Annotated in this window: 15 protein-coding genes; 14 read left to right on the forward strand and 1 reads right to left on the reverse strand. The window is 64.1% G+C overall.

Going from position 1 to position 23731, the window contains the following annotated elements; all coding sequences use genetic code 11:
- Positions 1–111: 111 nt before the first annotated feature.
- The 13 genes from SH412_RS13270 to SH412_RS13330 all read left to right on the forward strand — a co-directional run bounded on the left by SH412_RS13270 (position 112) and on the right by SH412_RS13330 (position 20713).
- The gene (locus SH412_RS13270; RefSeq protein ID WP_336523996.1) at positions 112–387 is read left to right on the forward strand and encodes a hypothetical protein; all 276 of its coding nucleotides are present in this window, start codon (positions 112–114) and stop codon (positions 385–387) included.
- Between the two features lie 46 nt (positions 388–433).
- On the forward strand, positions 434–1471 hold the full coding sequence (locus SH412_RS13275) for an alkaline phosphatase family protein (RefSeq protein ID WP_336523997.1): 1038 nt from the start codon (positions 434–436) through the stop codon (positions 1469–1471).
- Positions 1472–1680: 209 nt separating this feature from the next.
- On the forward strand, positions 1681–2736 hold the full coding sequence (locus SH412_RS13280) for an AAA family ATPase (protein WP_336523998.1): 1056 nt from the start codon (positions 1681–1683) through the stop codon (positions 2734–2736).
- Positions 2726–3607: a DUF58 domain-containing protein gene (locus SH412_RS13285; protein ID WP_336523999.1), complete on the forward strand. Its 882-nt coding sequence runs from the start codon at positions 2726–2728 to the stop codon at positions 3605–3607. The genes SH412_RS13280 and SH412_RS13285 overlap by 11 nt, the downstream gene beginning before the upstream one ends.
- Before the next feature lie 353 nt (positions 3608–3960).
- The gene (locus SH412_RS13290) at positions 3961–6213 is read left to right on the forward strand and encodes a BatA domain-containing protein (RefSeq protein WP_336524000.1); all 2253 of its coding nucleotides are present in this window, start codon (positions 3961–3963) and stop codon (positions 6211–6213) included.
- Positions 6210–8669 carry a hypothetical protein gene (locus SH412_RS13295; protein ID WP_336524001.1) on the forward strand — a complete coding sequence of 820 codons (2460 nt, stop codon included), beginning with the start codon at positions 6210–6212 and terminating at the stop codon, positions 8667–8669. The genes SH412_RS13290 and SH412_RS13295 overlap by 4 nt, the downstream gene beginning before the upstream one ends.
- Positions 8670–8679: 10 nt before the next feature.
- Positions 8680–11154 carry a hypothetical protein gene (locus SH412_RS13300; RefSeq protein WP_336524002.1) on the forward strand — a complete coding sequence of 825 codons (2475 nt, stop codon included), beginning with the start codon at positions 8680–8682 and terminating at the stop codon, positions 11152–11154.
- 269 nt (positions 11155–11423) lie between these two features.
- On the forward strand, positions 11424–13307 hold the full coding sequence (locus SH412_RS13305) for a hypothetical protein (RefSeq protein ID WP_336524003.1): 1884 nt from the start codon (positions 11424–11426) through the stop codon (positions 13305–13307).
- A 15-nt stretch (positions 13308–13322) separates the two neighbouring features.
- Complete coding sequence (locus SH412_RS13310) at positions 13323–14354, forward strand: hypothetical protein (protein WP_336524004.1); 1032 nt, start codon at positions 13323–13325, stop codon at positions 14352–14354.
- A gap of 14 nt (positions 14355–14368) precedes the next feature.
- Positions 14369–15568: an NPCBM/NEW2 domain-containing protein gene (locus SH412_RS13315; RefSeq protein ID WP_336524005.1), complete on the forward strand. Its 1200-nt coding sequence runs from the start codon at positions 14369–14371 to the stop codon at positions 15566–15568.
- A gap of 290 nt (positions 15569–15858) precedes the next feature.
- Complete coding sequence (locus tag SH412_RS13320; protein WP_336524006.1) at positions 15859–17661, forward strand: S1C family serine protease; 1803 nt, start codon at positions 15859–15861, stop codon at positions 17659–17661.
- Positions 17661–18689 carry a S1C family serine protease gene (locus tag SH412_RS13325; RefSeq protein ID WP_336524007.1) on the forward strand — a complete coding sequence of 343 codons (1029 nt, stop codon included), beginning with the start codon at positions 17661–17663 and terminating at the stop codon, positions 18687–18689. Before SH412_RS13320 ends, SH412_RS13325 begins: the two co-directional genes overlap by 1 nt.
- A 68-nt stretch (positions 18690–18757) precedes the next feature.
- Complete coding sequence (locus SH412_RS13330) at positions 18758–20713, forward strand: PDZ domain-containing protein (RefSeq protein WP_336524008.1); 1956 nt, start codon at positions 18758–18760, stop codon at positions 20711–20713.
- 200 nt (positions 20714–20913) lie between these two features.
- On the opposite strand, the gene msrP is transcribed toward SH412_RS13330, so the two are convergent.
- Positions 20914–21891, reverse strand: a complete 978-nt coding sequence (msrP, locus tag SH412_RS13335) for a protein-methionine-sulfoxide reductase catalytic subunit MsrP (RefSeq protein ID WP_336524009.1) — start codon at positions 21889–21891, stop codon at positions 20914–20916.
- A 293-nt stretch (positions 21892–22184) separates the two neighbouring features.
- On the opposite strand from msrP, the gene sthA reads away from it, so the two are divergent.
- Complete coding sequence (gene sthA / locus SH412_RS13340; protein ID WP_336524010.1) at positions 22185–23684, forward strand: Si-specific NAD(P)(+) transhydrogenase; 1500 nt, start codon at positions 22185–22187, stop codon at positions 23682–23684.
- Positions 23685–23731 lie beyond the last annotated feature (47 nt).

Genomic DNA, 23731 nt, shown 5'->3' on the forward strand with positions numbered 1-23731 from the left:
CTCGAATCGGCGAACTCTGCTTGACCCCGCCGCGGTCCCGCCTGATAATCCGCTCCCGTATCGCCTGGAGAGGAATCCGGGTGTCTGACGTCGAGGCAAGGAGGCCGGGTGATGACGCAGAGCGAGCTGAGGGAAGACGGGTATCGCTGGGTGCGACCGACCTGGGAGCGGACCGGCGATCGATCCTGGGTGCTGATTGTCCCCAGTCGGTATCTCAAAGAGGACGAAACCTTTGAGGCCGCGGATTCGCTGCAGGAACGCTGCCGGCGGCTGTACGAAGTCTTCGAGTTCGACGGGAGCTGGTTCGACCAGTTGCACGAAGGTCAGCTCGAACGCATTCTGAGGAATCCCGGCTGGCGTCGGCAGTACGCCCAGTGCACGAACTGAAGTCGCCGGGCGCTGTGCCGGCTTGAGGCCGAGGAAGATTCCGCGGATGGATGTGATCGTCGTCACGTGGGATACCCTCGCCGTCGGGGCCGTGGGCTGCTTCGGCAACGAATGGATCGAGACGCCGGCGTTCGACCGTCTGGCGGCGGAGGGGATCGCCCTCGACCGCTGCGTCGCGCCATCGGTCCAGACCGCGCTGGCCTGGCGCTCGGTGGCCAAGCCGTTTGAGATCATTGTCGAGGCCGGCGCTTCGCGGTGGTTCGACCGGGCGACGCAGGTCGTCGCGGGGCGGACGGGGCGCGAAGTCGCTCCGGCCGACTTTCCTGTGGCCCGGCTGATGCAGGCGGGGGTCGACCGCGTCCGGCTACTGTCGGGTGCTACGCCGTTGCGGCTGTGGCTGCATGGCGGCGGGGTGGATGTCCCGTGCGAGCCTCCCGAGGGGTTCGCCACGCTGTATGTCGACGAGTGCGACGAGCGGGGGATTCCCGCGCCGGATCTCGACAGCCCCGACTGGCCGCTGCATCCTGCCGTTTATGCGGGGGCGGTTTCGCTGCTGGATCACTGGCTGGGGACGCTGGTCGCAGAACTCGAAGCCCGGGCGGCGGAGCGGCCGGTGCTGCTGATCGTGGCGGCGCTGCAGGGAGCGGCCTGGCGGACGATGGCGAAGCGGGCGGGGCATGCGGATCTCCAGCGAATGCAGGTGCCGGCCCTGGTCTGTCCGTTGGGAGCGGCCCCCGGATGGAGCGACTTTGTCGGGGAGCGGATCCGGCGGCCGGTCTCGCTGGCGGGACTGGCCGGGACGATCGCCGAGGCCTGCGGGGATGCCGCGGCTACCACCTGGCGGAGTCTGCTGGATGATCCCTACGGGGATGCGGAAATCGCGTTCCAGACTGCCGCCGGGAGCCGGGGGCTCTGGAGCCCGACCTGGATCGCACTGCAGCCGCACGGCGACCCGGCTCCGGCCTTGCAGTTGTTTGTTCAGCCCGATGACAGCCACTGCGTGCACGACGTGGCGGGAGAGCATCGGGACGCGGCGGACCGGCTGGCGACCCGGCTGCAGGAACTGACGTCGGCGGGCGGGTGAGGTTGCCTGCGGAGCTGCGTCTGTCTTCTTACGTGCCGGCCTGACGGGAGTTTGCGCGGATCTCCGATGGAGCGGCACGGCGTCTGCATAGTTTTTTGGCAGGTGCCCGGAACGGTCGCAAGTGGTGGTCTCGGCCGTTAGGATGCCTAAACTTTGTGCAAATCTTCATTCCTGGAGACCGGCCCGCGGTCGCGGAGAGCAGGAGCCCCATGAGCGACACCGTCTCGTCTGCCGAATTGCAGGAGTCGATCGACAAGCTGGGAAAGGCTTATCAATCGATCCGCGAACAGATGTCCAAGGTCATCGTCGGCCAGGACGAGGTGATTGAGCAGCTTCTGATCTCGCTGTTCAGCCGGGGGCACTGCCTGCTGGAAGGGGTGCCGGGGCTGGCGAAGACGCTGATGATCAGCACGCTGGCCCGGTGTCTGTCGATGACGTTCGCTCGGATTCAGTTCACGCCGGACCTGATGCCGGCGGACATTACCGGGACGGAAGTGCTGCAGGAGAACCGGGAGACGGGGAAGCGGGAGTTCCGGTTCATTCCCGGTCCGCTGTTCCACAACATGGTCCTGGCGGACGAAATCAATCGGACGCCCCCCAAGACGCAGGCCGCATTGCTGGAAGCGATGCAGGAGCGGCAGGTGACGGTGGGCCAGGTGCGGCACACGCTGGCCGACCCGTTCTTCGTGCTCGCGACGCAGAATCCGATCGAGCAGGAAGGGACCTACTCGTTGCCGGAAGCGCAGCAGGACCGGTTCATGTTCAAGGTGTTCGTCAAGTATCCGTCGTTTTCCGAAGAGCGCGAAATCGCCCGGCGGACGACATCGATCCAGATCGACGATATCCAGCCGGTGCTGGATGGTCCTTCGATTGTGGAGCTGCAGAAGCTGGTCCGCCAGGTGCCGGTGACCGAGCACGTAATCGACTATGCCCTGGCCCTCGTCCGGCAGACGCGCGTCGGCGAAGAGGGGATTCCCGAGTTCGTCAGCGAGTGGTTGAGCTGGGGGGCCGGGCCGCGGGCGGTGCAGTTCCTGCTGCTGGGGGCGAAGGCGCGGGCGCTGCTGAACGGTCGGACGCACGTGTCGACCGAGGACGTGCAGGCGCTGGCGAGTCCCGTCCTACGGCACCGGATCGTGACGAACTTCTCCGCCGAGAGCGAAGGAATCACGACGGATCGCGTGGTGGAAGAGCTGCTGAAGACGACACCGGCAAAGGAAGGCGAGCTGACCCGTGATCCGAGACTCCAGAAGATTTTTGCCGCCTGAGGCGGTCTCGCGGATCGCACGGCTGGAGATCCTCGCCCGGAACGTGGTCGAGGGGTTTCTATCCGGTCTGCACCGCAGTCCGTACTTCGGCCAGTCGATCGAGTTCGTCCAGCACCGCGAATACGTCCCGGGGGACGATATCCGCCGGATCGACTGGAAGGTCTGGTCCAAGACCGACAAGTACTACATCAAGCAGTACGAAGAAGAGACCAATCTGCGGACGACGCTGCTGGTCGACCTGAGCGAGTCGATGCAGTTCGGGTCGGGGAAGCTCTCCAAGTACGAGTTCGCCTGCCAGATCGCCGCCAGTCTGTCGTACCTGCTGCTCCGTCAGCAGGACGCGGTGGGCATGGTCACGTTTGACGCGGGAATCCGCAGCCGGGTGCCGTCGAGCAGCAAGCAGAATCATCTGCAGGGGATTCTGACAGCGCTCGACGCCCAGGCCCCGGCGAAAAAGACGGACATGGGCCGGATCCTGGGGCAGATTGCGGACGAGCAGTCGCGGCGGGGGCTGATCGTGCTGGTCTCCGACCTGTTCGCCGATCGGGCGGGGCTGCTGAAGGGACTGAAGCTGCTCCGGACGCGCGGTCACGACGTGATGGTCTTTCACGTGCTGGACGACGCTGAGCTGGATTTCAACTACGTCGGCACGACGAAATTCGAAGGGATGGAAGAAGCGGGGGATCTGATCTGCGACCCGCGGTCGTTGCGCGAGGGTTACCTGGCGGCGATGCAGAAGTTCCTGGAGGACATGCGGCATTCGTGCGCCCGGCAGATGATTGATTACCAGACGATCCGGACGAGCGAACACCTGGACGCCGTGCTGCGGAGTTACCTGACGCACCGGCTGGGGATGCGGAACACGGCGTAAGAGCGATAGCACGCGTGGCGTGATATGCTGGCAGGTTCCGACCGAAACAAGAAGAAGTTTTACCGCGGAGACGCGGAGGACGCGGAGAAGGCCGAAGAGAAGAGTGAACCACGAGTTTCACGAATGAACGCGAATCGAGAGGGAGTGACGAAGTCAAGGAGTGAGGTGGAGAAGACGATGAGGCTGAGCACTCGGAAGAGTGCGTTTTCAGGCGGGAGCCTGGGAACGAGGTCGAAACGTGGAACGAGCTGAAAAGTGGAGGGCTGAAAGCGGAGGGCCAGAGAACACAAACGTGGCATTTGTCTGGCATTCCGCTTGATGCTTTCCGCGCGCAAAGGAGTCTGAGCGACAGAATGGATGCCTGGCTGGGATCGCACTTTTTTAATCCTGCGTTTGTCGCTGGAGGGATGGCCCTTCTGGCGGCCCCGGTCATCATCCATCTCATCAACCGCATGCGGTACCGGACGGTACGGTTCGCGGCGATGGAATTTCTGCTGCAGAGCGAGCAGCGAAACCGCCGTCGGCTGCTGCTGGAACAGCTCCTGCTGCTCCTGCTGCGGATATTGATCGTACTGGGGATCGTGATGCTGATCGCCCGGCTGATTCTCGACCCCGGTCAGTTGTCGCTGTTCCGCGGGACCAAGTCGCACCATGTGGTGCTGCTCGACGACAGCCTGTCGATGCGGGAACGCCGGGGCGAAACGACGGCGTTTGCCGAGGCGCTGAAGATCATCAACGAACTGGCGTCGGAAGGGGCGCAGCGGCCCGATACCCAGCGGTTTTCGCTGCTGCTGCTGTCGCGTCCCGATCAGCCGTTCTTTTCCGAGCGGGATGTCAACGAGGCGCTCGTCGCCGAACTGGCGACCAAGCTCGATCCGCAGACGTTTCACTGCACGCATCGGGAGCTGAGCCTGCTGGAGGGTCTGCAGGCGGCGGGCCGGTTCCTGGCGCAGGAACAGGCGACGGTGCAGCATCTGCACGTGGTGTCGGACTTCCGCGAGCGGGACTGGAAGGACCAGAAAGCCCTGTCGACAGCCGTGGGAGAGATCACGGCGAAGGACGTGACGGTCAACCTGGTCAAGACGGTTGGCGAGTCGCAGAACAATTTGTCGGTGACGGACCTGACGGGGGCGGTGCAGGTTGCCGCCGCGGGCGTGCCGCTCCGGCTGAAGGTGAAGCTCCGCAATCAGGGGGATCAGCTCGTGCGGGACGTCCGCGCAGCGGTCTTCGATGACGGCGTGAAGATTCCGATCAATATCGTCTTCGATAAGATCGAACCCCGGAGCGAAGTCGAGCACGAGTTCGACGTACGGCTGGCGTCGGCGTCCCGGCACCGGCTGCGGGTTTCGCTCGATCCGGACGTGCTGCCCGAGGATAACGCCCGGTATCTGGCGGTGGACGTGTCCGAGTCGCTGCCGGTGCTGATTGTCGACGGGTCGCCGACAGGGGAAGGGGCCGCTTACATCGCCGATGCCCTGGCGTCCGATCCGACGAGCACAGGGATTTCAACGACGATTGAGAATCCGGACGGGCTGCGGCGACGGCCGCTGGAGAACTTCCGGGCGATTTACCTGGTGAACGTGCCCGAGCTGGCCGCGGACGCCGCGGACCTGCTGGACCGTTATGTCACTGCCGGTGGCGGACTGGTGTGGTTCACCGGGGATTCCGTGCGGACGGCGTACTACAACAGCGAACTGTACCGCGAGGGTGAGGGACTGTTTCCGGTCCGGCTGGGGACCTCTCCGCGGGACTTGGCCGCGGATTTGACGACGTCCGAACCGGACCTTGCCGTGGCCGAGCATCCGATCTTTCAAGTGCTGACCGGCGACGACAACCCCTTCCTGCAGAGCGTGGGGATCAAGAAGTTCTTTCCGGTCGCGGACGACTGGGTGCGGGACGATGTGCAACGAAAAGATCACGTGACGACGCTGGCCCGGCTGCGGACCGGCGAGCCGGTGATCTTCGAGCAGCAGCGCGGTCGCGGCAAGGTGGTCGCGTGCCTGACAACGGCGCAGCCTGACTGGAACGACTGGGCGGTGAATCCGAGCTATGTCGTGTTCCAGCTCGACCTGCTGAAGTATGTGGCGAAGAGCGACCGGGGGTTGGGACAGCAGGCGGTCGGCGAGCCGATTCAGATTAAACTCGATCCGGCGAAGTACCTGGAGGCCGTGGAGATCCTGGCGCCGCTTGCGGATGGACAGTCGACAATCCGGCTGCAGGCTGCTCCCGAGGAAAGCAAGGTCACGAGGTCCGGCGGCGGGGTGCAGCTCAGCGCCGTCTTCCGGGATACGGACGAGCCGGGGATCTATACGGTGCGGCTGTTGAATCAGAGTCAGGTCAGCGAGGACCGGCTGATGACGTTCAATGTTTCGCCGCGCGAAGGAGACCTGACGCTGGCGACGACGGCGAATCTGCGAAAGCGGCTGGGGGACAACCCGGCGGTGCAGATTCAGGAGCCGGGACGGCTCGACTGGGTGCAGGGGGAAGAGGCGGGTTCGGAGATCCGGCGGGGCCTGTTGTGGCTGCTGCTGGTGCTGCTGATTGCGGAACAACTGATGGCGTATCGATTGAGTTTCCATCCTCCCCTGGCGAGCGCAACGGCATGATGGGAGGCCTGTTCACCGGCGGACTGCTGGCGGCTGCGGAAACAGCCGGAACGCTCACAGCGCGCGAATTCGACTGGCCTGAAAGCCCGCTGGGCTGGCTGGTGCTGGTTGGCGGCGGACTGGCCGTTGCAGCCTGGGTGGTCTGGTGGTACGTCCGCGACACGGTCGAAGTCTCCCGCGTCTGGCGCGTCGTGCTGTCGGGACTGCGGCTGGCGGTGCTGGGCGGGCTGCTCGTGGTGGCGCTCAATCCGCAGGACCGGACGCAGAAGCTGTCATATCATCCGTCTCGGGTGGCGTTCCTGGTGGACACCTCGCTCTCGATGCGTCATCCGGCGAAGACGGGAGATGGCTCGTCAACGCCGGCAGGGGGGCCTTCGCGGGCTGCCGTCGTACAGGATCTGCTCGAGCGGACGCCGGTGCTGGCGGAGTTGCGGAAGCAACACGAGGTCAGCATCTACACCTTCGATTCCGCCCTGGAAGGTCCGCAGCGGGTCTTCGGCTGGACTCCCGAGACGCCTCCCGAAGGAATGGCGCCATCCACCTCTAATGGGCCGGAGCCAGCCGCGACCTGGTCGGATTGGTTGGAGCCGCGCGGGCTGGAGTCGCGGCTGGGAGAGACGCTCAACGAACTGATCCGGCAGCTCGCCGGTCGGACGCTGTCGGGGATCGTGGTCATTTCGGACGGAGCGTCGAACGCGGGGATTGATCCGACGACGGCTCATGATCGGGCGATCTCGAGCAAGACGCGGCTGGTGACGATTGGCGTGGGGAGCACCGAGGCGCCGGTCAATCTGGCGGTTTCGGACATTCAGACGCCGACCGATGTGCAACTCGGGGATCCCTTCGAAATCACGGCGTTCCTGCAGGCCCAGGGGTTTGTTGGCAAATCCGTGCAGGTGGAGCTGCTGGCGAAATCGGACCGCGATGCGGAGCCGGCGCTGGTGGAAGAGCAGGAAGCGACGCTCGGCCAGGACGGCGTGCCGGTTGAAGTCAAATTCCCGCAGAATCCCACGCAGGCGGGGAAGGTGCAGTACGTCGTCCGCGTGAAGACGGTCGGCGGTCAGATCGAGGCCAACCACGAGGACAATCAGCAGAGCGTATCGGTCAACGTCTTCGACCGGCCGACGCGGGTGCTGCTGGTTGCGGGGGGGCCGCAGCGCGATTATCAGTTCGTGAGAAACATGCTGTTCCGGCATAAATCGATCGAAGTCGACGTTTACCTGCAGACCGCGGAAGCGGGCACGAGCCAGGAGTCGCGGAACCTGCTGTTCGCATTCCCGGAGACCCGGGAGCAGCTCTTCGAGTATGACGTGATCATCGCCTTCGATCCGGACTGGAAGAAGGTGCCGGCTGCGTCGCGCGAGATGCTCTCCGAGTGGGTTTTCAACGAAGCGGGGGGGCTGGTGCTGGTGGCGGGAGAGGTCTACACCGCGCAGCTCGCGCAGTCGGCGAACCCGGACGCGACCGATGGTGCGGACGACCTGAGTCCGCTGCGGGAGATGTCGCCGGTGCTGCTGACCTCGTACATCTCGGCGGCCCAGTTCGATCAGCCGCACGACCAGCCGTGGCCGATTCAGTTTACGCCCGAAGGACAGCGGGCGGGCTTTCTGCAGCTCACCGACAATCCCGTAACGTCTGTGGCCAGATGGAAGGATTTCCCGGGATTCTATCGCTGCTTCCCGACGAACGGGGCGAAAGCCGGGGCGACGATTCTCGCCCGGCTGGCCGATCCACGTTCGACGGCGGAGGCGCAGATTTTGATGGCGTCGCAGTTCTACGGACAGGGACGCACGTTTTACCTCGGCAGCGCGGAGATGTGGCGGCTGCGGGCGATCGACGAGAACGACTACGACCGGTTCTGGATCAAGTCGATCCGCGAGGCGGGGCAGGGGCGGATGAAGCGGGGGACGCGGCGAGGCATGCTGCTGCCCGAGAATCGTCGACTGGTGCTCGGCCAGACCGCGCGGGTCCGGGCGCGGCTGCTGGATGCCCGGTTTCAACCGCTGGAAAGCGACGCGGTCACGCTGGACGTGACGGATCCGACGGGGAGGCCGCTTGTGCCGGCCCGGAAGCTGGCGCGGGATGCATCGCGTCCGGGCGAATACACGGGAGACTTCCGGGCCAGTCTGCCGGGCGTGTACAAGCTGGAGCTGGAGGTTCCGGAGTCCCGGGACCAGATCACCGAAGAAATCACCGTGGTGCTGCCGAAGCTGGAAGATGAGAACATCCGCCAGAACAGCCGGCTGCTGACCGATCTGGCGGCGGAAACGGGAGGAAGCTACCTGACGATCGACGAGGCGGCGACAAAACTGGCCGGCCTGCTTCCCAGCAAGGGGGAACCGTTCCTCGTCGACGAGCGTCTGAGAACCTTGTGGGACCGTTCGTGGGTGATGTACCTGCTGGTGGCCCTGCTGAGCCTCGAGTGGCTGATTCGCAAGCTGCTGAAACTGGCCTGACCGGACTGCCATGCCTGCATCAACGCAACCAACGCTGCCGCCGGAAATTGCCGCTCTGCTGAGCCGGCTGCGGAGCAGAATCCGCAGTTACGTGCTGATTGAAGGAGTGGCGCTGCTGCTGGTTCTGGCGGGGGCGATCTTCTGGGGAAGCTTCCTGTTCGACTGGGCCTGGTTCCAGCTCATGAAGCTGGAACCGCCGCGCTGGCTGCGGGCGATGGTCCTGGTCGGCACGGTATGCGGTCTGGCGGCGACCGGTCTGGCGGCAATTGTCTTTCGCTTCCTGCGGTCCTATCGACCCCGGTCGCTGGCGCTGGTGCTCGAACGCCGGTTTCCGCAGCTCGACGACCGTCTGATTACCGCGGTGGAAGCCGCCGAGAGCTATGGCGAGCTGGGCTCTCCGTTCACGCAGGCGATGCTCGAACGGACGATGAGCGACGCCTCCCGGGCCGCCGAGCAGGTCAACCTGAGCGAAGTCTTCAATCAGCGTCCGCTCCGCAAGGCGGTGATCACCGCAGCGGTACTGGTGGTTTCGATCCTGGGACTGCTGGCGGTCAACGCCTCGGCGATGGACCGCTGGGCCCGGGGCTATCTGGGGCTGCAGGATCTGTACTGGAACCGCGAAACGGTGCTGGTGCTGCAGGCGATTGCGCCGCCGGGGGATCGCGTTCGCAGTTTTGTCGACGGTCGGCTTCGACATGCACGGGGGACCGACCTCGTGCTGCAGGTCCTCGTGGCAGAAGGCAAAGTGGCGCCCGATCGGGTGCGGATCGATTACCGGCTGGCCGGCGGGCGGGGGAGCGGGCGGGCTTATTTGACGCGACTGGGAGACCAGCCGTTCCAGCACGCGCTGCCGGGATTGCTGGACTCGGCCGAGATCTGGATCACGGGGGGGGACTTCACCACCGCTCGACCGTACGTGGCCGAAGTGGTCGATCCTCCCAGCCTGGATCGCGTGGAGCTGTCCTGCCGTTATCCGGAGTACACCGGTCTTAACAACGGTTCGGCCGAAGGCATACGGACAAAGGTGACGGTGGAAGGCTCGCAGGTTTCGGTTCCGGTCGAGACCGATTTCGTGCTGAGCGGCTTTGCCAACAAGCCGCTGCAGTCGGTCCGGATCGACGGGGATGTGAGCGGACGGCGGTTCGAGCTTTCGCTCGTCGCGGGTGGTTCGACGCCGGATGACAAGGCGATTCTCGACCCGACGGCGGAAATCACGCTGAAGGCCGAGGACGGAGAGAAAGAGTTCCGTGCTGAGCTGCCCGCGAATGCCTTTGCCGAAGACGGTCGCATCTGGAGCGTGCGATTTGTCCTGGCCCAGAACGCCAACGACCGGCTGCCGGAACAGATTATGGCGGCGTCTGATTCCCGCAAGGTTCTCGAACGGCCGATCGCGCTGCCGCCGGACGCGGTGCTGCGGATCACATTGGAAGACGTCGACGGAATCGCCAACACGGAACCGATCCGCCTGGCCGTCAACGGAATCGCGGATCAGCCGCCGGTCGTTGAGGCCAATCTGCGCGGGATCGGGAGTTCGATTACCCGGAAGGCGCGGATTCCGGTCGCGGGGTTGATCACCGACGACTACGGCCTGCAGTCGGCCCGATTTGAGTTCGTGATCGATCAGGAGACCGAGTGGAAGCCGCGCGAGCTGGGAACGCCGCCGGAAGCGGGCGTCCGCGAGTTTCCGCTTGCGCGGAGCGAAGCGGAGCCGTACGCCCGATTCGACGTGCTGCCGCTCGATCTGCAGATTCAGCAGCGGCTGACGCTGTCGATCGCCGCGAAAGACGGGGACGACATCAATGGTCCGCACGAGACTCGCAGCCAGAAGTTTGTCTTCACCGTCGTGCCGGTCGAGGAGCTGCTGTCGATTTTGTACGGCAAGGAGTTGAATCTCCGCCGGCGGTTCGAGCAGATCCTCAGCGAGACGAAGGACACGCAGAAGGACCTGATATTGCATCGCGGCCGGATCGACGAGCTGAAAGCGCTGCGCGCCGCTGCGACACCCGACCAGGCGCAGATCACGACGCTGGAGCAATCGCTGATCGGCAGCGCCGAACGCTCGCTGCATGGCGTGCGAAAGAACGCCACAGAAACGGCCGGCGTCCACGAGGCGTTCGGAGAGATCCGCGAGGAGCTGGTGAACAACTCGGCGGACACGCCGCAGATGCTCGACCGGATCGACTTCAAGATTGTGGCGCCGCTGGAAGCGATCACCCGGACCGACTATCCAGCCATTGACGCGGCCCTCGGGCTGTATCGACTGGCGAACGAGAAGGGGACCGATCCGACGGGACCGGTCGACGAGTCGATCGCGGAGCTGGGGACGATGATCGAACACATGGAACAGATCCTGCTCGAAATGCGGAAGCTGGAGACGTTCCACGAAGCGATCGAATCGCTGAAGGCGATCATTGCGGCCGAGCGGGAGCTGATCGAAAAGACGCGGCAGAAACGAAAAGAGGCGGCGCTTCGGGCGCTGGAATAGAATACAGAAGACGGCAACCACGAATCACACGAATGGCCACGGATAAAGAGTGAAGAATTCGGAAAATGAACCACGGAAGACACGCAGGGCACTGAGAAGTAGAGGACGACTTCAATCAGGTCGTTCTGAAAGATCGTTTTGAAATTCGTGGAGATTCGTGTCATTCGTGGTTGCCTCTCTTCGTCTTCGTCTTCGTTTGAGTTTGGGATTTGTTTCGGAATTCGGATTTTTGACGGCAGCCCTGCGTAACCCCGCTGGGGAGGATTTTCATGATCTGGCGACAGCTTCTCTGCGGCGGTCTGTGTCTGCTGATGACGCTGTCGGCAGTCCGGGCGCAGGAACCGGCTGCGGCGCCGGCGGAAACGGAAGCCCGCCCGCTGGCTTCGGATCAGGAAGCGCTCACGCTCCGGTATCAGCGATTTGAAAACACGCTGCTGCAGCTCGCGGAATATCTGCGCAAGACCGACCCGACGCGGGCGGATCTCCTTGTCAGGGCGATCGGCCGGAGCAAGGAGTCGCGGATTCCCGACCAGATGCAGCAGCTCGTGCAGTTGCTCAAGCAGGAGCAGCTCGGCGACGCGATCGAGCAGCAGGAGTCAGTGACGCAGCACATGCTGGCGCTGCTGGATCTGCTGCAGAGCGAGGACCGCAAGGACGAGCTGGAAGCGGAGAAGAAGCGGATACAGGAGTTGATCAAGGACGTCGACAAGCTGATCGGTCGCGAGAAGGACGTGCGGGCGGCGACCGAGCGCGGTCGATTGGGTGAAGGCACCGAGCAGGAGCAGGAGCGGGTCGGCGACGCCACGCAGAAGTTGATCGACAAGATCAAGGAGCAGGACGCCTCGCGGAACGCGAAGAATGACCGGCAGTCGGGGAAGTCGGGTGAGCAGAAGTCGGATGCGGGAAAACCGCCTGGCGACCAGCCTCCGATGCCGGAGGGGGAGAAATCTCCCGACGGCAAGGAGAGTCCGGACGGGAAGACCGAGGACGGCAAGCCGAAGGAGGGTGAGAAACCCGGCGACAAACCCGGCGAGAAGGCTTCGAAGCCGGGCGAGTCTAAGCCCGGAGAGAAATCGCCGATGGACAAGTCGGGGAAGCCGCCGGGAGAGAGCAAACCTTCGGAATCCAAACCGGCGGAAGGAGAGTCAAAACCGGCGGAGTCCGGCTCAAAATCGAAGCCTTCCGAGTCGAAACCGTCGAAGTCGCAATCCGGCAAGCCTCAACCGGGCCAGAAACCGCAGCCTCAGCCGCAGGGGGAGACTCCGGAGCAGCAGCCGCAGGAGGGGGAGCCACAGCCCCAGGAAAACGACTCTTCCCAGGATCCGTTGCAGGCCCGGCAGACCTCCGGCAAGCAGGAGATCGAAAAGGCCCGCGACCGGATGGAGCGGGCGATCGAGGAATTGAAGAAGAAGGACAAAGACAAGGCGTCAGACCGGCAGGATGAGGCCATCGCCGAGCTGACGAAGGCGAAGGAGAAGCTCGAAGAGATTCTGCGACAGCTTCGCGAAGAGGAACGGACGCTGCTGCTGGCCGCCCTGGAGGCCCGTTTCCGGGATATGCTGGCCCGGCAGCAGACGGTCTATAACGGAACGCTGGGAGTGGCCCAGGCGCCGGAGTCGCAGCGGAACGAGCGGCACCGCAATCGCTCGGTCGAGCTGGGACGTTCGGAGGAGGAGATTGCGTTGCTGGCCGACAAGGCGCTGACGCTGCTGAAAGAAGAAGGCTCGTCGGTGGCGTTCCCGGAAGCGATCGAGCAGCTCAGGGACGACATGCGGTCGGTCGCCCGCCGGCTGGAGCGGACGGATGTGGCGGAGATCACGCAGGGGATGGAGCGTGATATCATGGAGACGCTGGAGGAGCTGATTGCGTCGCTGCAGAAGGAGCTGGAGAAGTTGAAGGACAAGAAACAGCAGCCGCAACAGCAGCAACAACAGCAGCAACAGGAACAGGGGCTGGTGGATGCGCTGGCGGAGCTGAAGATGTTGCGGTCGCTGCAGTTCCGCGTGAACCGGCGGACGAAGCAGCTTGGCCGGCTGGTCGACGGCGAACAGGCCGCCGAGCAGGAGGTCCTGATCGAGCTGCAGAAGCTGTCGCTCCGCCAGGCGCGCATTCAGGAAGCCACACACAGCCTTGCGGCCGGCAAGAATCGTTAGACCGGGAACACGACGATGAAATTCCTACTCCTGCTGCTGGCCGGGTTGACTTCGACGGTCGGGGTCTGCGCGGCTGAGACCGTGGTCCTGGCCCCGATGGAAGTCGACGAGGCGCGGCTGCACGTCCTGGCGTGGGTTGCCGAGCAGCCGGCGAAAGATGCAGCCCGGTCCGAGCGGCTGAAGGCGTTATGGGCGGGTCTGGAGCCGGGGACTTCGGCCGACCGGCTGCTGGAGGTCGTGGTTCAGTCGTTTGCGATGTTTGACGAGCCGACCGCCCGGCTGCTGGAGGAGTGCCGGTTGCCGGCGCTGTCGTTGACGCCTCCATCGGCGGACGTGCTGAAGCGGCCTGGGCTGGAGGAGTTCTATCTGCAGAATCTGCGACTGTATTACGGGCGCTACCTGGCCGATCGGCTGATGTACGATGAAGCGTCGGAGGTGCTGCAGTCGGCGGATGCGCGGCAGGTGGTCGATCCCGCGAGCCTGTTGTTCTACCGTGCGGTGGCCGCTCAGGCGCTGCTGGACGTCAAGCCGGCGCTGACTGCCATCGACCAGTTGCTCAAGCATACGGAAGGAGTCCCGGTCCGCTATCGACAGACGGCGATTCTGATGCAGGCGGAGCTGTCGGAACTGGAGGAGAAATCGCTGGGCGAGATTGCGCGGCTGATGTCGGACTCGGAGCGGCGTCTGGATCTCGGCCGCTCGGGGGAGAAAGTGCAGGGGGTGCAGGATCGGATCATCGCCGACCTCGACGAGCTGATCAAAAAGATCGAGCAGCAGCAGGGGGGCGGCGGTGGTGGCGGATCAAGCGGCAACAGCAACGAAAGCAACAGCGCCGCCGACGACAGCCGGGTGAAGGGGACGACTGCGCCGGGCGAAGTCGACAAGAAGGATTTCTCCAAGCAGGGCCGGTGGGGGGATCTGCCGGAGAAAGAACAGGCCAAGGCCCAGAACCTGATCAACCGCAATTTCCCGTCGCATTACCGGCAGGCGATCGAGTCGTACTTCAAAAAACTGGCCAACCGTCCGGCAAAGCCGGCGGGTGAGTGAATGGCGGACGCCCGATGTTGAACCGCGGACTGCTTCTGTTCGGACTGCTGCTGACGGGTTCCCCCGCTGTCGCGGAGGACCCCGTCGTCGCCGTGGACACGCTGAAGGGAGAGTCCCTGCGGGGCGTCTTGAGTAGTCTGACGGACGCTCAGCTTGTGCTGCAGACCGAACAGGGACCTCAAGAGATTCTCGTTTCCGAGCTGCTGGCTGTCCGACCGGACGCCGCGGCGGCTGCCAGGAGCGCCGATGGCGAAGTTCGACTGGCGGATGGAACGCGACTGGCGGCGGCGAACTACACCTCCGGCGCCACATCGGCCCGCTTCGAGCATCCACGATACGGAGAGCTGACGGTCCCGCTCGATCGGGTCACCAGCGCGCGTCTGCTGGCTGCGGAGGGGAATTCGGTCGCCATCTGGACGCAGTTGCTGGAGCGTCCGCTCAAGAAGGATCTGCTGGCCATCAAGAAGGCCGAGGTGGTCGATCACCTCGACGGCGTCGTGGGATCGGTCGACGACAAGACCGTCCGCTTCGTGCTGGATGGCGAAGAGGTCCCGGTGAAGCGGGAACGGGTCTTCGGGCTGATCTACTTCCGGCGGGACGGGGCGCCCCGCCCGACGATTGCTGCAACGATCGACACGATCGACGGGGACCGGCTGTCGGCGGGGAAGGTCACCTGGGCCGACGGGCGCTGGCGCGTCGAACTTCCGGGGGGGATTCCGCTCGAGGCGGAGACGGGCGTTTTCCGGACGCTGGATTTCAGCCTCGGGAAAGTCCTCTACTTGTCCGAAGTCGATCCGCGGAACGTTGAGCACGTCTCCTGGTGGGACGAGCCGTGGGTGAATTTCACATATCGGCGCAATCGCAACTTCGACGGCAAGCCGTTGCGGCTCGCCGGCAAGACGTGGCCACGCGGCCTGGCGATTCACTCGCTGACGACGCTGACTTACCGGCTGGGAGGCGACTATCGCCGATTCGTGGCGCTGGCGGGGATCGACGACGAAATCCGGGCTCACGGGAACGTGTTGCTGACGATTAGCGGCGACGATAAGACGCTGTACGAGGGGGAAATCGGCGTCGAGAATCCCCGGCGACCCGCGATTCCGCTGGATCTCGATGTAACCGGGGTTGTCGAGCTGAAGATCAAGGTCGACTTCGGGAAGAACAACGACATCGGCGATCGGCTGCATCTGGTGGATGCCCGTGTGACGAAGTGAGCGAAGGCCAAACATTTCTCGCAGAGTCGCAGAGCGGAACGCAGAGGGCGCAGAGAAGAGTGACACGCAACGAATCCGGAGGAAGCAGTCCGTACGACGGACATCCGTGTCCGTCGTGGCCGAAGTGGCTGCGGTAAAGCTGAATAAGTCGACGGACGAGTATGTCCGTCGTACAGAAGACGCAAATCAAGAATCACACGATTCGCACTGTCGGGCGAGCCGCCAGTGGCACGTGGAACGACTCGGTTGAGTGGTTCGTCGGTTGTCGAGATTCTGCAGGACTGATGCTGATGAGTGACTTGGGGCGAGTGCTGGTTCTGGCGGCGAGCGGGCTCGTCATTCTGGCGGCGTCTGAGGTGCGTGCGGTGGATCCTGCGGTCCTGGAGGCACAGCAGAAGCGGATCGAGATGATCGGCCGGCTTGCGCCGGCGGTCGTGGCGATCTTTGGTCCGGATGGGGGAGGGGGCGGATCGGGGGTGCTGATCACGCCGGACGGCTACGCGCTGTCCAACTACCACGTGACCAGCGCCTGCGGCAATTTCATGAAGTGCGGACTCAATGACGGCGTGCTCTACGACGCGGTCATCGTGGGATTCGATCGAGCCGGCGACGTGGCGCTGTTGAAGCTGCTCGGCCGGGAGGACTTTCCGACGGCGCCGCTGGGGGACAGCGACAAAGTTCGTGCAGGGGACTGGGTCTATGTGATGGGCAATCCGTTCCTGCTGGCGACGGACTACCACCCGACGGTGACCTATGGAATTGTGAGCGGCGTGCATCGCTATCAGTACCCGGCGGCCGGCGATTTTCTGGAGTATCCGGACTGTATTCAGGTCGACGCCTCGATCAATCCGGGCAATTCGGGAGGGCCGCTGTTCAATGCGGACGGCGAGCTGATCGGCATCAACGGTCGCGGCTCCTTTGAGAAGCGCGGCCGGGTGAATGTCGGCGCCGGTTATGCGATTTCGATCAACCAGATTAAGCACTTTCTCGACCACCTGCGCGGGGGGCTGAGCGTCGATCATGCCACACTGGGAGCGACCGTCCGTTCGAGCGACGGCGGAGCGGTGCTGGTAGATCGAATCCTGGAGCGCTCGGAGGCTTTTCGCAGGGGATTGCGGGAAGGGGACGAAATCGTATCGTTCGGCGGACGCCCGATCGGCAGCGTCAACCAGTTCAAAAACATCCTGGGGATCTATCCGCAGGGCTGGACGTTGCCGCTGACCTATCGTCGCGACGGGCGGAAGTCGGAGATTTACGTCGAGCTGCGGACGCTGCACCGCGAATCCGAAATGCGTCCCGGGAAGGCCGAAGAACCGGAAAACCCGCACCCGAAGAAACCGGATCCCGATCCGCCGAAAGAGAAGCCGGACGACAAACGGCCCCGGCCGCAGCGGATGAACCCGATGCAAAAGCCGAAGGCCGAGCCGCCGGCCCAGTACAAGAATCTGTTCGTCGAGAAGGACGGCTTCGCGAACTACTACTTCAATCAGCAGCACCAGGACCGCGTGCTCAAGGGGCTGCAGCCGCTGGGGAGCTGGCAGGGGGCATCGGGACTCTGGGCATTCAGCGGCAAAGCTGCTTCCGGGCTGCCATTTTCCATCAAGCTGGGAACAAGCGGCCTCGGGATGGAACTGGGAGAGCCGACCGATCCGAAGCGGCTGATTGCCCTGCAGCCCCTCGACGGCAGCGACTGGCTCGACGAGCCTCCCGGCAGCGGCGGGCTGCTCGCCGCGTGGCACCACCTGCGTCTGCTGCTGTCCGGCGGTCGCGAGGCGTTCGGCGAATTCTATTACTTCGGCAGCGAACCGCTCGACGGGCGGGGAGAGGTCGTGGATGTGCTGATTTCGTCGCACGCCGGAGTCCGCACTCGCTGGTACTTCCGCAAGTCGGATGGCGGGCTGGCGGGGTGGGATACTTCGCTCGAAATGGACGCAGATCCCTGCGAAGTCCGGATACTGGACTGGGACGAGAGCGGACAGCGACGATTTCCGCGACGGTTTACGGTCCGCTGCGGCGATCTCGACTTCGGCGATTTTCTGATCACCGACTGGACGGCAGCCGCCGGTCCAGCCGGGGAAGGGCAGGGGAAGTGATGCGGGCGGACCGAATCCGACTGGCCTGGCTGCTCGTGGCGCTGGCGTGTCCTGCGTCCGCCTCGGCGCAGTCGTTCCCGGACACGATCGACGCCGTGGCTCCGAAGGTCGTCAAGATCTACGGAGCCGGGGGGCTCAAGAACCTGTATCCGTACGGGACGGGATTTCTGGTCTCGCCGCAGGGGCATATCGCCACGGTCTGGAGTCACATTCTCGACGCCGACAGCGTGACGGTCGTGCTGAACGACGGCCGCCGGTTTGAAGGGAAAGTCGTGGGGGCGGAGCCGCCGCTGGACCTGGCGGTGCTGAAGATCGAAGGGGAGAACCTGCCGTATTTTGATTTGAGTCAGACGGCGACTGCGGGCGTCGGCTCGCGGGTGCTGGCCTTTAGCAACGTGTTCAAGGTGGCCTCGGGCAACGAAGCGGTCTCGGTGTTGCACGGCGTGATCAGTTCGCGAACGACGCTCACCGCCCGGCGCGGCGTGTTCGAGGCGCCCTATAGCGGGCCAGTCTACGTCGTCGATGCGATTACGAACAATCCCGGGGCTGGGGGGGGCGTGCTGACGACGTGGGACGGCCGGTTGCTCGGCATGCTCGGCAAGGAGCTGCGCGACAGTCGGAATAACACGTGGGTCAATTACGTGGTGCCAATCGGCGAACTCAGCGACATGATTCAGCAGATTTCGACGGGGAAGTTTCGCAGTCGGCCGAAGTCGGACGAAGATCCCGAAGTTCAACTTCGGCGTTACAGCGCGATTGATTTCGGGCTGGTGATGGTCCCCGACGTGGTCGTCCGGACTCCGCCGTATGTCGATCGGGTCGTTGCCGGATCGCTGGCGGAGAAAGCGGGGCTGAAGTCCAACGACCTGGTGCTGTTCGTGGGGGAGACCCTCGTCCCTTCGCACCGCATACTCCGGGACGAGCTGGGCCGGCTGGAAGCGGGCGACCGGTTGAAGCTGGTGGTCCGCCGGGGCGACCAGCTCGTGACGGTTGAGCTGCAGGCGCCGCGAAAGGGGGCGGCCGAGTGACCTCAGCTCCGCTTCGACGGCTGGCTCGCATGGGCGTCCAGAACGTCTGTAACAAATGGAGGAGTCCTGTGGCTCGACTCTGCTTCGGACTCCTGTTGGTCGTGACGTCAGTCGCGGCTGCGGCGGCCCAGGTTCCCCTGGAGCGTCTGGAAGAAGAGGCGTTCCGGCAGGCGGCGGCGGTCGTCGACGCTTCCGTAGTCCGGATCGACACCGTCGGCGGTCTGGAGCGGGTTGGGAATCTGCTGATCGGCACCGGACCGACGACCGGGTTGATCGTGTCATCGGATGGGCTGGTGATTTCCAGCACGTTCAATTTCGTTTCCAAACCGGCGTCGATTCTCGTCACGCTGGCCGATGGCAGGCGGCTTCCGGCCCGCCAGGTGGCCGAAGACAAATCCCGCATGCTGACGCTGCTGAAGATTGACGCTGTCGATCTGCCGGTTCCCCAGGCTGCGCCGCGCGATTCGATCCGCGTGGGAGAGTGGGCGCTCGCGCTCGGCAGGACGTTTGAGGGGGGCCAGGTGGGAGTCTCCGTCGGCATCGTCAGCGCCGTGGAGCGGGTCTGGGGCAAGGCATTGCAGACTGACGCCAAGGTCTCTCCGGTCAATTACGGCGGGCCGCTCGTCGACATTCAGGGGCGCGTGCTGGGGGTCTTGGCCCCCATGTCTCCCAACGAAGCAGGCGAGACTGCGGGGGTCGAGTGGTATGATTCCGGGATCGGCTTTGCTGTGCCGCTGGAGGACGTGCTGCAGGTGCTCGACCGCCTCAAGACGGGAGAAAACTTGCTCTCCGGTCTGATGGGGGTGACCTTCAAAGGGGAGAGCCCTTCGGGTGGCGAAACTGAGATTGACCGCGTTCGTTTCCGGTCGCCGGCGGAGGCTGCCGGCTTCAAGTCAGGGGACAATGTGGTCGAGGCCGACGGCAAGCCGGTCGCAACGCTGGCGCAGCTCAAGCACGTTCTCGGCCGGAAGTACGCGGGAGATTTGATCCAGGTCACCGTGGCCCGCGGAGAGGAACGGATCAAAGCCGACTTGAAGCTCGTGGGGGAGCTGCCTCCGTTCAAGCCGGCGTTTCTTGGCATCCTGCCGGCCCGGCTGAAGTCCGGAGAAACCCGCGACGGCGTCGAAGTCCGGTTTGTCTATGCCGACAGTCCGGCGAGTCAGGCGGGACTGAAACCGCGGGATCGCATTTTCAAGTTCGGCGATAAGGAGACGCCGACGGCGGACGCCCTGCTAGATGCCGTCGGACGCGTCCGGGTCGGCGAAAAGACCACGCTGGTCTGGAAGTCCGGCGACGCCGAGCAGTCCGGCGAGGTGACGCTGATTGATGTACCGGACCAGACGCCCGCCAGCCTGGCGGCCCCGGTTCTCGAATCGGCGAAGGTCTATCCGGAGGACGGTCCGGCACGGGGGCGGATTACTGAGACGCTGGCCGCACACAATCGCGAATACTGGGCCTACATTCCTGAGGACTACAACCCGGCGCAGCCGCAGGGGCTGGTGGTCTGGCTGCACCCCGCCGGGGATACGATGGAAGCCGACGTGTATAAGCAGTGGAAGTCGCTTTGCGACCGCCGCGGGCTGATCCTGCTCGGCCCGAAGGCGGAGCAGGTCGCCGGCTGGACGGCGAATGACGCGGAGTTTGTCACGGACCTGATCGCACACGTCCGCGAAAAGTATACGATCGATCCGCACCGCATCGTGATGCACGGGCACACGAGCGGCGGTCCACTGGCGTGGTTGTTCTCGATGAAAAACCGCGACCTGGTGCGGGGCTGCTCGATCTCGGCGTCACCGCTGCCGTTTCCGCCGCCGGAAAACGATCCCGCTCAGCGACTGCAGTTTCACCTGTTGAGCGGGTCCAAGGATCCGACACACGAGCGGATGGTCCAGTCGGCGGAGGTCCTGCGGCAGCGGGGGTTCCCCGTGTCGCTGCCGACGCTGAACATCACCGAAGGAAAGTATCCGTCGGGGGAGGCGCTGGAGGATCTGGCGCGTTGGATTGATGCGCTGGACCGGATTTGAACGGATTCTCCGCGCGGAGACTCCAGTGCAAAGAGAAAAATGCAAAATGAAAAGTGCAAAGTGGCAAGAGTCTGCCGCCGATTCATTTTGCGATCTCTGCGTTCCGCGCGGCGCCTCTGCGCGAGATCTTAGGCCTTGCTGACGACCGGGGCATCGCGAAAACGCTCCTGCCCCGGCCACCCCGCACTATTCGACGCGATTCACGCCGAATACAGGCCGCCGACCAGGTCGCCGTAGCCGTTGTAGATGACGGTGGGATAGAAGTCTCCGGCGCCCAGCATGTGCTCGCGGGCCTGGCTCCAGCGCGGGTGCGGGACGTCAGGGTCGACGTTGGCTTCGAAGGCGTATTCGCGCGGCGCGACCGTGTTCCAGAACGTGGCGGGCTGCTTGTCGGTCAGCGTGATCCGAACAACCGACTTGATTCCTTTGAAGCCGTACTTCCAGGGAACGACCAGCCGGACCGGAGCACCATGCTGCTTGGGGAGCGGTTCGCCGTAGATACCGGTCGCGATGAATGCGAGGTCGTTGGTCGCTTCGGCGATCGTCAGCCCCTCGGTGTAGGGCCAGGGAAATTCGAAGCCGCGACTGATGCCCGCGGCCTCGGAGGGGCGGTTGAAGGTCTCGAACTGCACGTACGTGGCTGACGGTTTGGGAGAGACCGCGGCCAGCAGCGCCTTGAGCGGGAAGCCGGTCCAAGGGACGCACATGGCCCACGTCTCGACGCAGCGGTGCCGGTAGGCCCGCTCCTCGAACGCGAATTCGCGGTGCAGATCGTCGAGGTCGAACTTGCGCGGCTGACTGCAGAGGCCATCGATTTCGACGGTCCACGGCGTCGGCTGGAATTTGTCGACGTAGAGATAGGTCTGCTTCGACGTCGAGAATTCGTAGAAATTGGTGTACGCCGCCGCTTCCTGCGGATCGGTTTCCGGGCGGCCGTACTCGAACGCCGGGTTTCGCTCGGCGGGATAGACCGATTTCCCCGCAACGAGAATCGGCTCCGTCTTGGTCGCCTGGAGCTGTTCCGGAGTCGCCTTGGCCTGGCAGCCGACCGCAGCGGCGGCCACTGAAAGCCCTGCGGCCGCCAGGAACTCGCGACGGTGGAGTCCCCGCTGGCGGTAGACGCCTTCCTCGGTCAGTTGCGATTGCGGCAGATTCCAGATCTTGCGGCGGGAAGGCATGCCGGACTTCCTTTCCATGATCGTCATGCTCGGACGGGACAGCGCATGTTAGCTGGAACCGGATCATGGAGGAACTGGAGAAGTCGAGCGGGCTTTTCCGGAGCGGTTCCGCCGGCCGCGGCGCAACCGTCATCTTCGTCAGAGTTGCTGAAACCCGAAAGGTCTTCGGCGAAGTCAGACTCGCACGCCATTTCCCCGCAATTCCCATCCTGCGTGAAACGAACATTCTCCGATAGGGGAGTTACGGAGTTTCACAACGGGGATGCTCCTCCTGCATCCCGTGGAGAGCTGAGATGGCGGACGCGTACGATTTGCTCGTGATTGGGAGCGGCCCTTCGGGTCAGAAGGCCGCCATCGCCGCGGCGAAGATGCGGCTGAAAGTCGCTCTCGTCGAGCGGCGGCATGGGCTGATGGGGGGCGTGTGCCTGCACACCGGCACGATCCCCTCGAAGACGATGCGGGAGGCGATCCTGCATCTGACGGGTTACCGCCAGCGCGGAGTCTACGGCGACCGCTTCCGCCAGAAGCGGCATATCACCATGGACGAGCTGCGGCGCAAGCTCTCCAGCGTCGTGCAGCACGAAATGGACGTGCTGCACGAATACCTCGATCGCAACCAGATCGACCTGCTGATGGGGGAAGCCCGATTCCTCAATCCGAACACGGTGGAAGTCAGTCGGCCGGGCCATACGCAGCAGGTGACTGCTGGGAAAATCCTCGTCGGGTGCGGTACGCGTCCGGCCCGTCCGCCGCACATTCCGTTCGACGGAGAGACGATTTTCGACAGCGATGAGCTGTTGCAGCTCAAGAAGATTCCGCGGTCGATGATCGTCGTGGGCGCGGGCGTGATCGGCATCGAATATGCGATCATGTTCGCGACGCTCGGCGTCGAGGTGACGGTGATCGACGGCCGCGAACGGCTGCTCGACTTCTGCGACCGCGAGATCGTCGAGATGCTGATGTGGCATGCCCGTTCGCTGGGCATGGTTTTCCGCCTCGGGGAAGACATGGTGCGGATGACGCGCACCGGCGAGCGGACGGTCATCGTCGAACTCGAAAGCGGCAAGCGGCTGCTGGCGGAGGCCGCTCTGTTCAGCGCCGGGCGGGTGGGCGATACGGACGGTCTCAATCTGCCGGCGGCAGGGCTCGAACTCGACGACCGCGGCCGGCTGTGGTGCGACGAGAACTTCCGGACGAGCACGCCGAATATCTATGGCGTGGGCGATGTGATCGGCTTTCCGTCGCTGGCGAGCACGTCGATGGAGCAGGGCCGGCGAGCAGTCTGCGCGGCGTTCGATCAGCCGTTCAGCGCGGCTCGCAATCTGCCATACGGGCTCTATACGATTCCCGAGATTTCCATGGTGGGAAAGACGGAGCAGCAGCTCACGAAAGAGAGAGTCCCTTACGAAGTGGGAGTCGCCAGCTTCCGGGAGATCGCCCGCGGACACATTTCCGGGGACGAGACCGGCCTGCTGAAACTCCTGTTTCACCGCGAATCGCGGGAGATTCTGGGAGTGCACTGCATCGGCGAAACGGCGACGGAGATTATCCACATCGGCCAGGCGGTGATGAGCCTGGGGGGCACGATGGACTACTTCCGCGATACGGTCTTCAACTATCCGACAATGGCCGAGGCCTATAAGGTCGCCGCGTTCAACGGCTTGAACAAGTTGCGTCTGGCGAAGATGTCGGCTCCGGTCGTCATGGTATCGACCGGAGGTGAAGACGAGATCCTGTCCGAGATCGATCAGCTCCGTCGCGAGCTGGTTCACGAAGCGACGGCAGCGGTGTAGCGAGCGGCATCCCCGATGTCGGGGCGGGATCGATCCCGCCCCGGCGA

Source organism: Planctellipticum variicoloris, from assembly GCF_030622045.1.
In the GTDB taxonomy this organism is placed as follows: Bacteria; Planctomycetota; Planctomycetia; order Planctomycetales; family Planctomycetaceae; genus Planctellipticum; species Planctellipticum variicoloris.

Bases quoted from the DNA above. Each gene is read 5' to 3' on its own strand.
- SH412_RS13300 (WP_336524002.1), top strand. From the start codon at position 8,680: ATGCCTGCATCAACGCAACCAACGCTGCCGCCGGAAATTGCCGCTCTG.
- sthA (WP_336524010.1), top strand. From the start codon at position 22,185: ATGGCGGACGCGTACGATTTGCTCGTGATTGGGAGCGGCCCTTCGGGT.
- SH412_RS13305 (WP_336524003.1), top strand. From the start codon at position 11,424: ATGATCTGGCGACAGCTTCTCTGCGGCGGTCTGTGTCTGCTGATGACG.
- SH412_RS13315 (WP_336524005.1), top strand. From the start codon at position 14,369: ATGTTGAACCGCGGACTGCTTCTGTTCGGACTGCTGCTGACGGGTTCC.
- msrP (WP_336524009.1), bottom strand. From the start codon at position 21,891: ATGCCTTCCCGCCGCAAGATCTGGAATCTGCCGCAATCGCAACTGACC.
- SH412_RS13275 (WP_336523997.1), top strand. From the start codon at position 434: ATGGATGTGATCGTCGTCACGTGGGATACCCTCGCCGTCGGGGCCGTG.
- SH412_RS13280 (WP_336523998.1), top strand. From the start codon at position 1,681: ATGAGCGACACCGTCTCGTCTGCCGAATTGCAGGAGTCGATCGACAAG.
- SH412_RS13310 (WP_336524004.1), top strand. From the start codon at position 13,323: ATGAAATTCCTACTCCTGCTGCTGGCCGGGTTGACTTCGACGGTCGGG.
- SH412_RS13290 (WP_336524000.1), top strand. From the start codon at position 3,961: ATGGATGCCTGGCTGGGATCGCACTTTTTTAATCCTGCGTTTGTCGCT.
- SH412_RS13295 (WP_336524001.1), top strand. From the start codon at position 6,210: ATGATGGGAGGCCTGTTCACCGGCGGACTGCTGGCGGCTGCGGAAACA.
- SH412_RS13325 (WP_336524007.1), top strand. From the start codon at position 17,661: ATGCGGGCGGACCGAATCCGACTGGCCTGGCTGCTCGTGGCGCTGGCG.
- SH412_RS13270 (WP_336523996.1), top strand. From the start codon at position 112: ATGACGCAGAGCGAGCTGAGGGAAGACGGGTATCGCTGGGTGCGACCG.
- SH412_RS13320 (WP_336524006.1), top strand. From the start codon at position 15,859: ATGAGTGACTTGGGGCGAGTGCTGGTTCTGGCGGCGAGCGGGCTCGTC.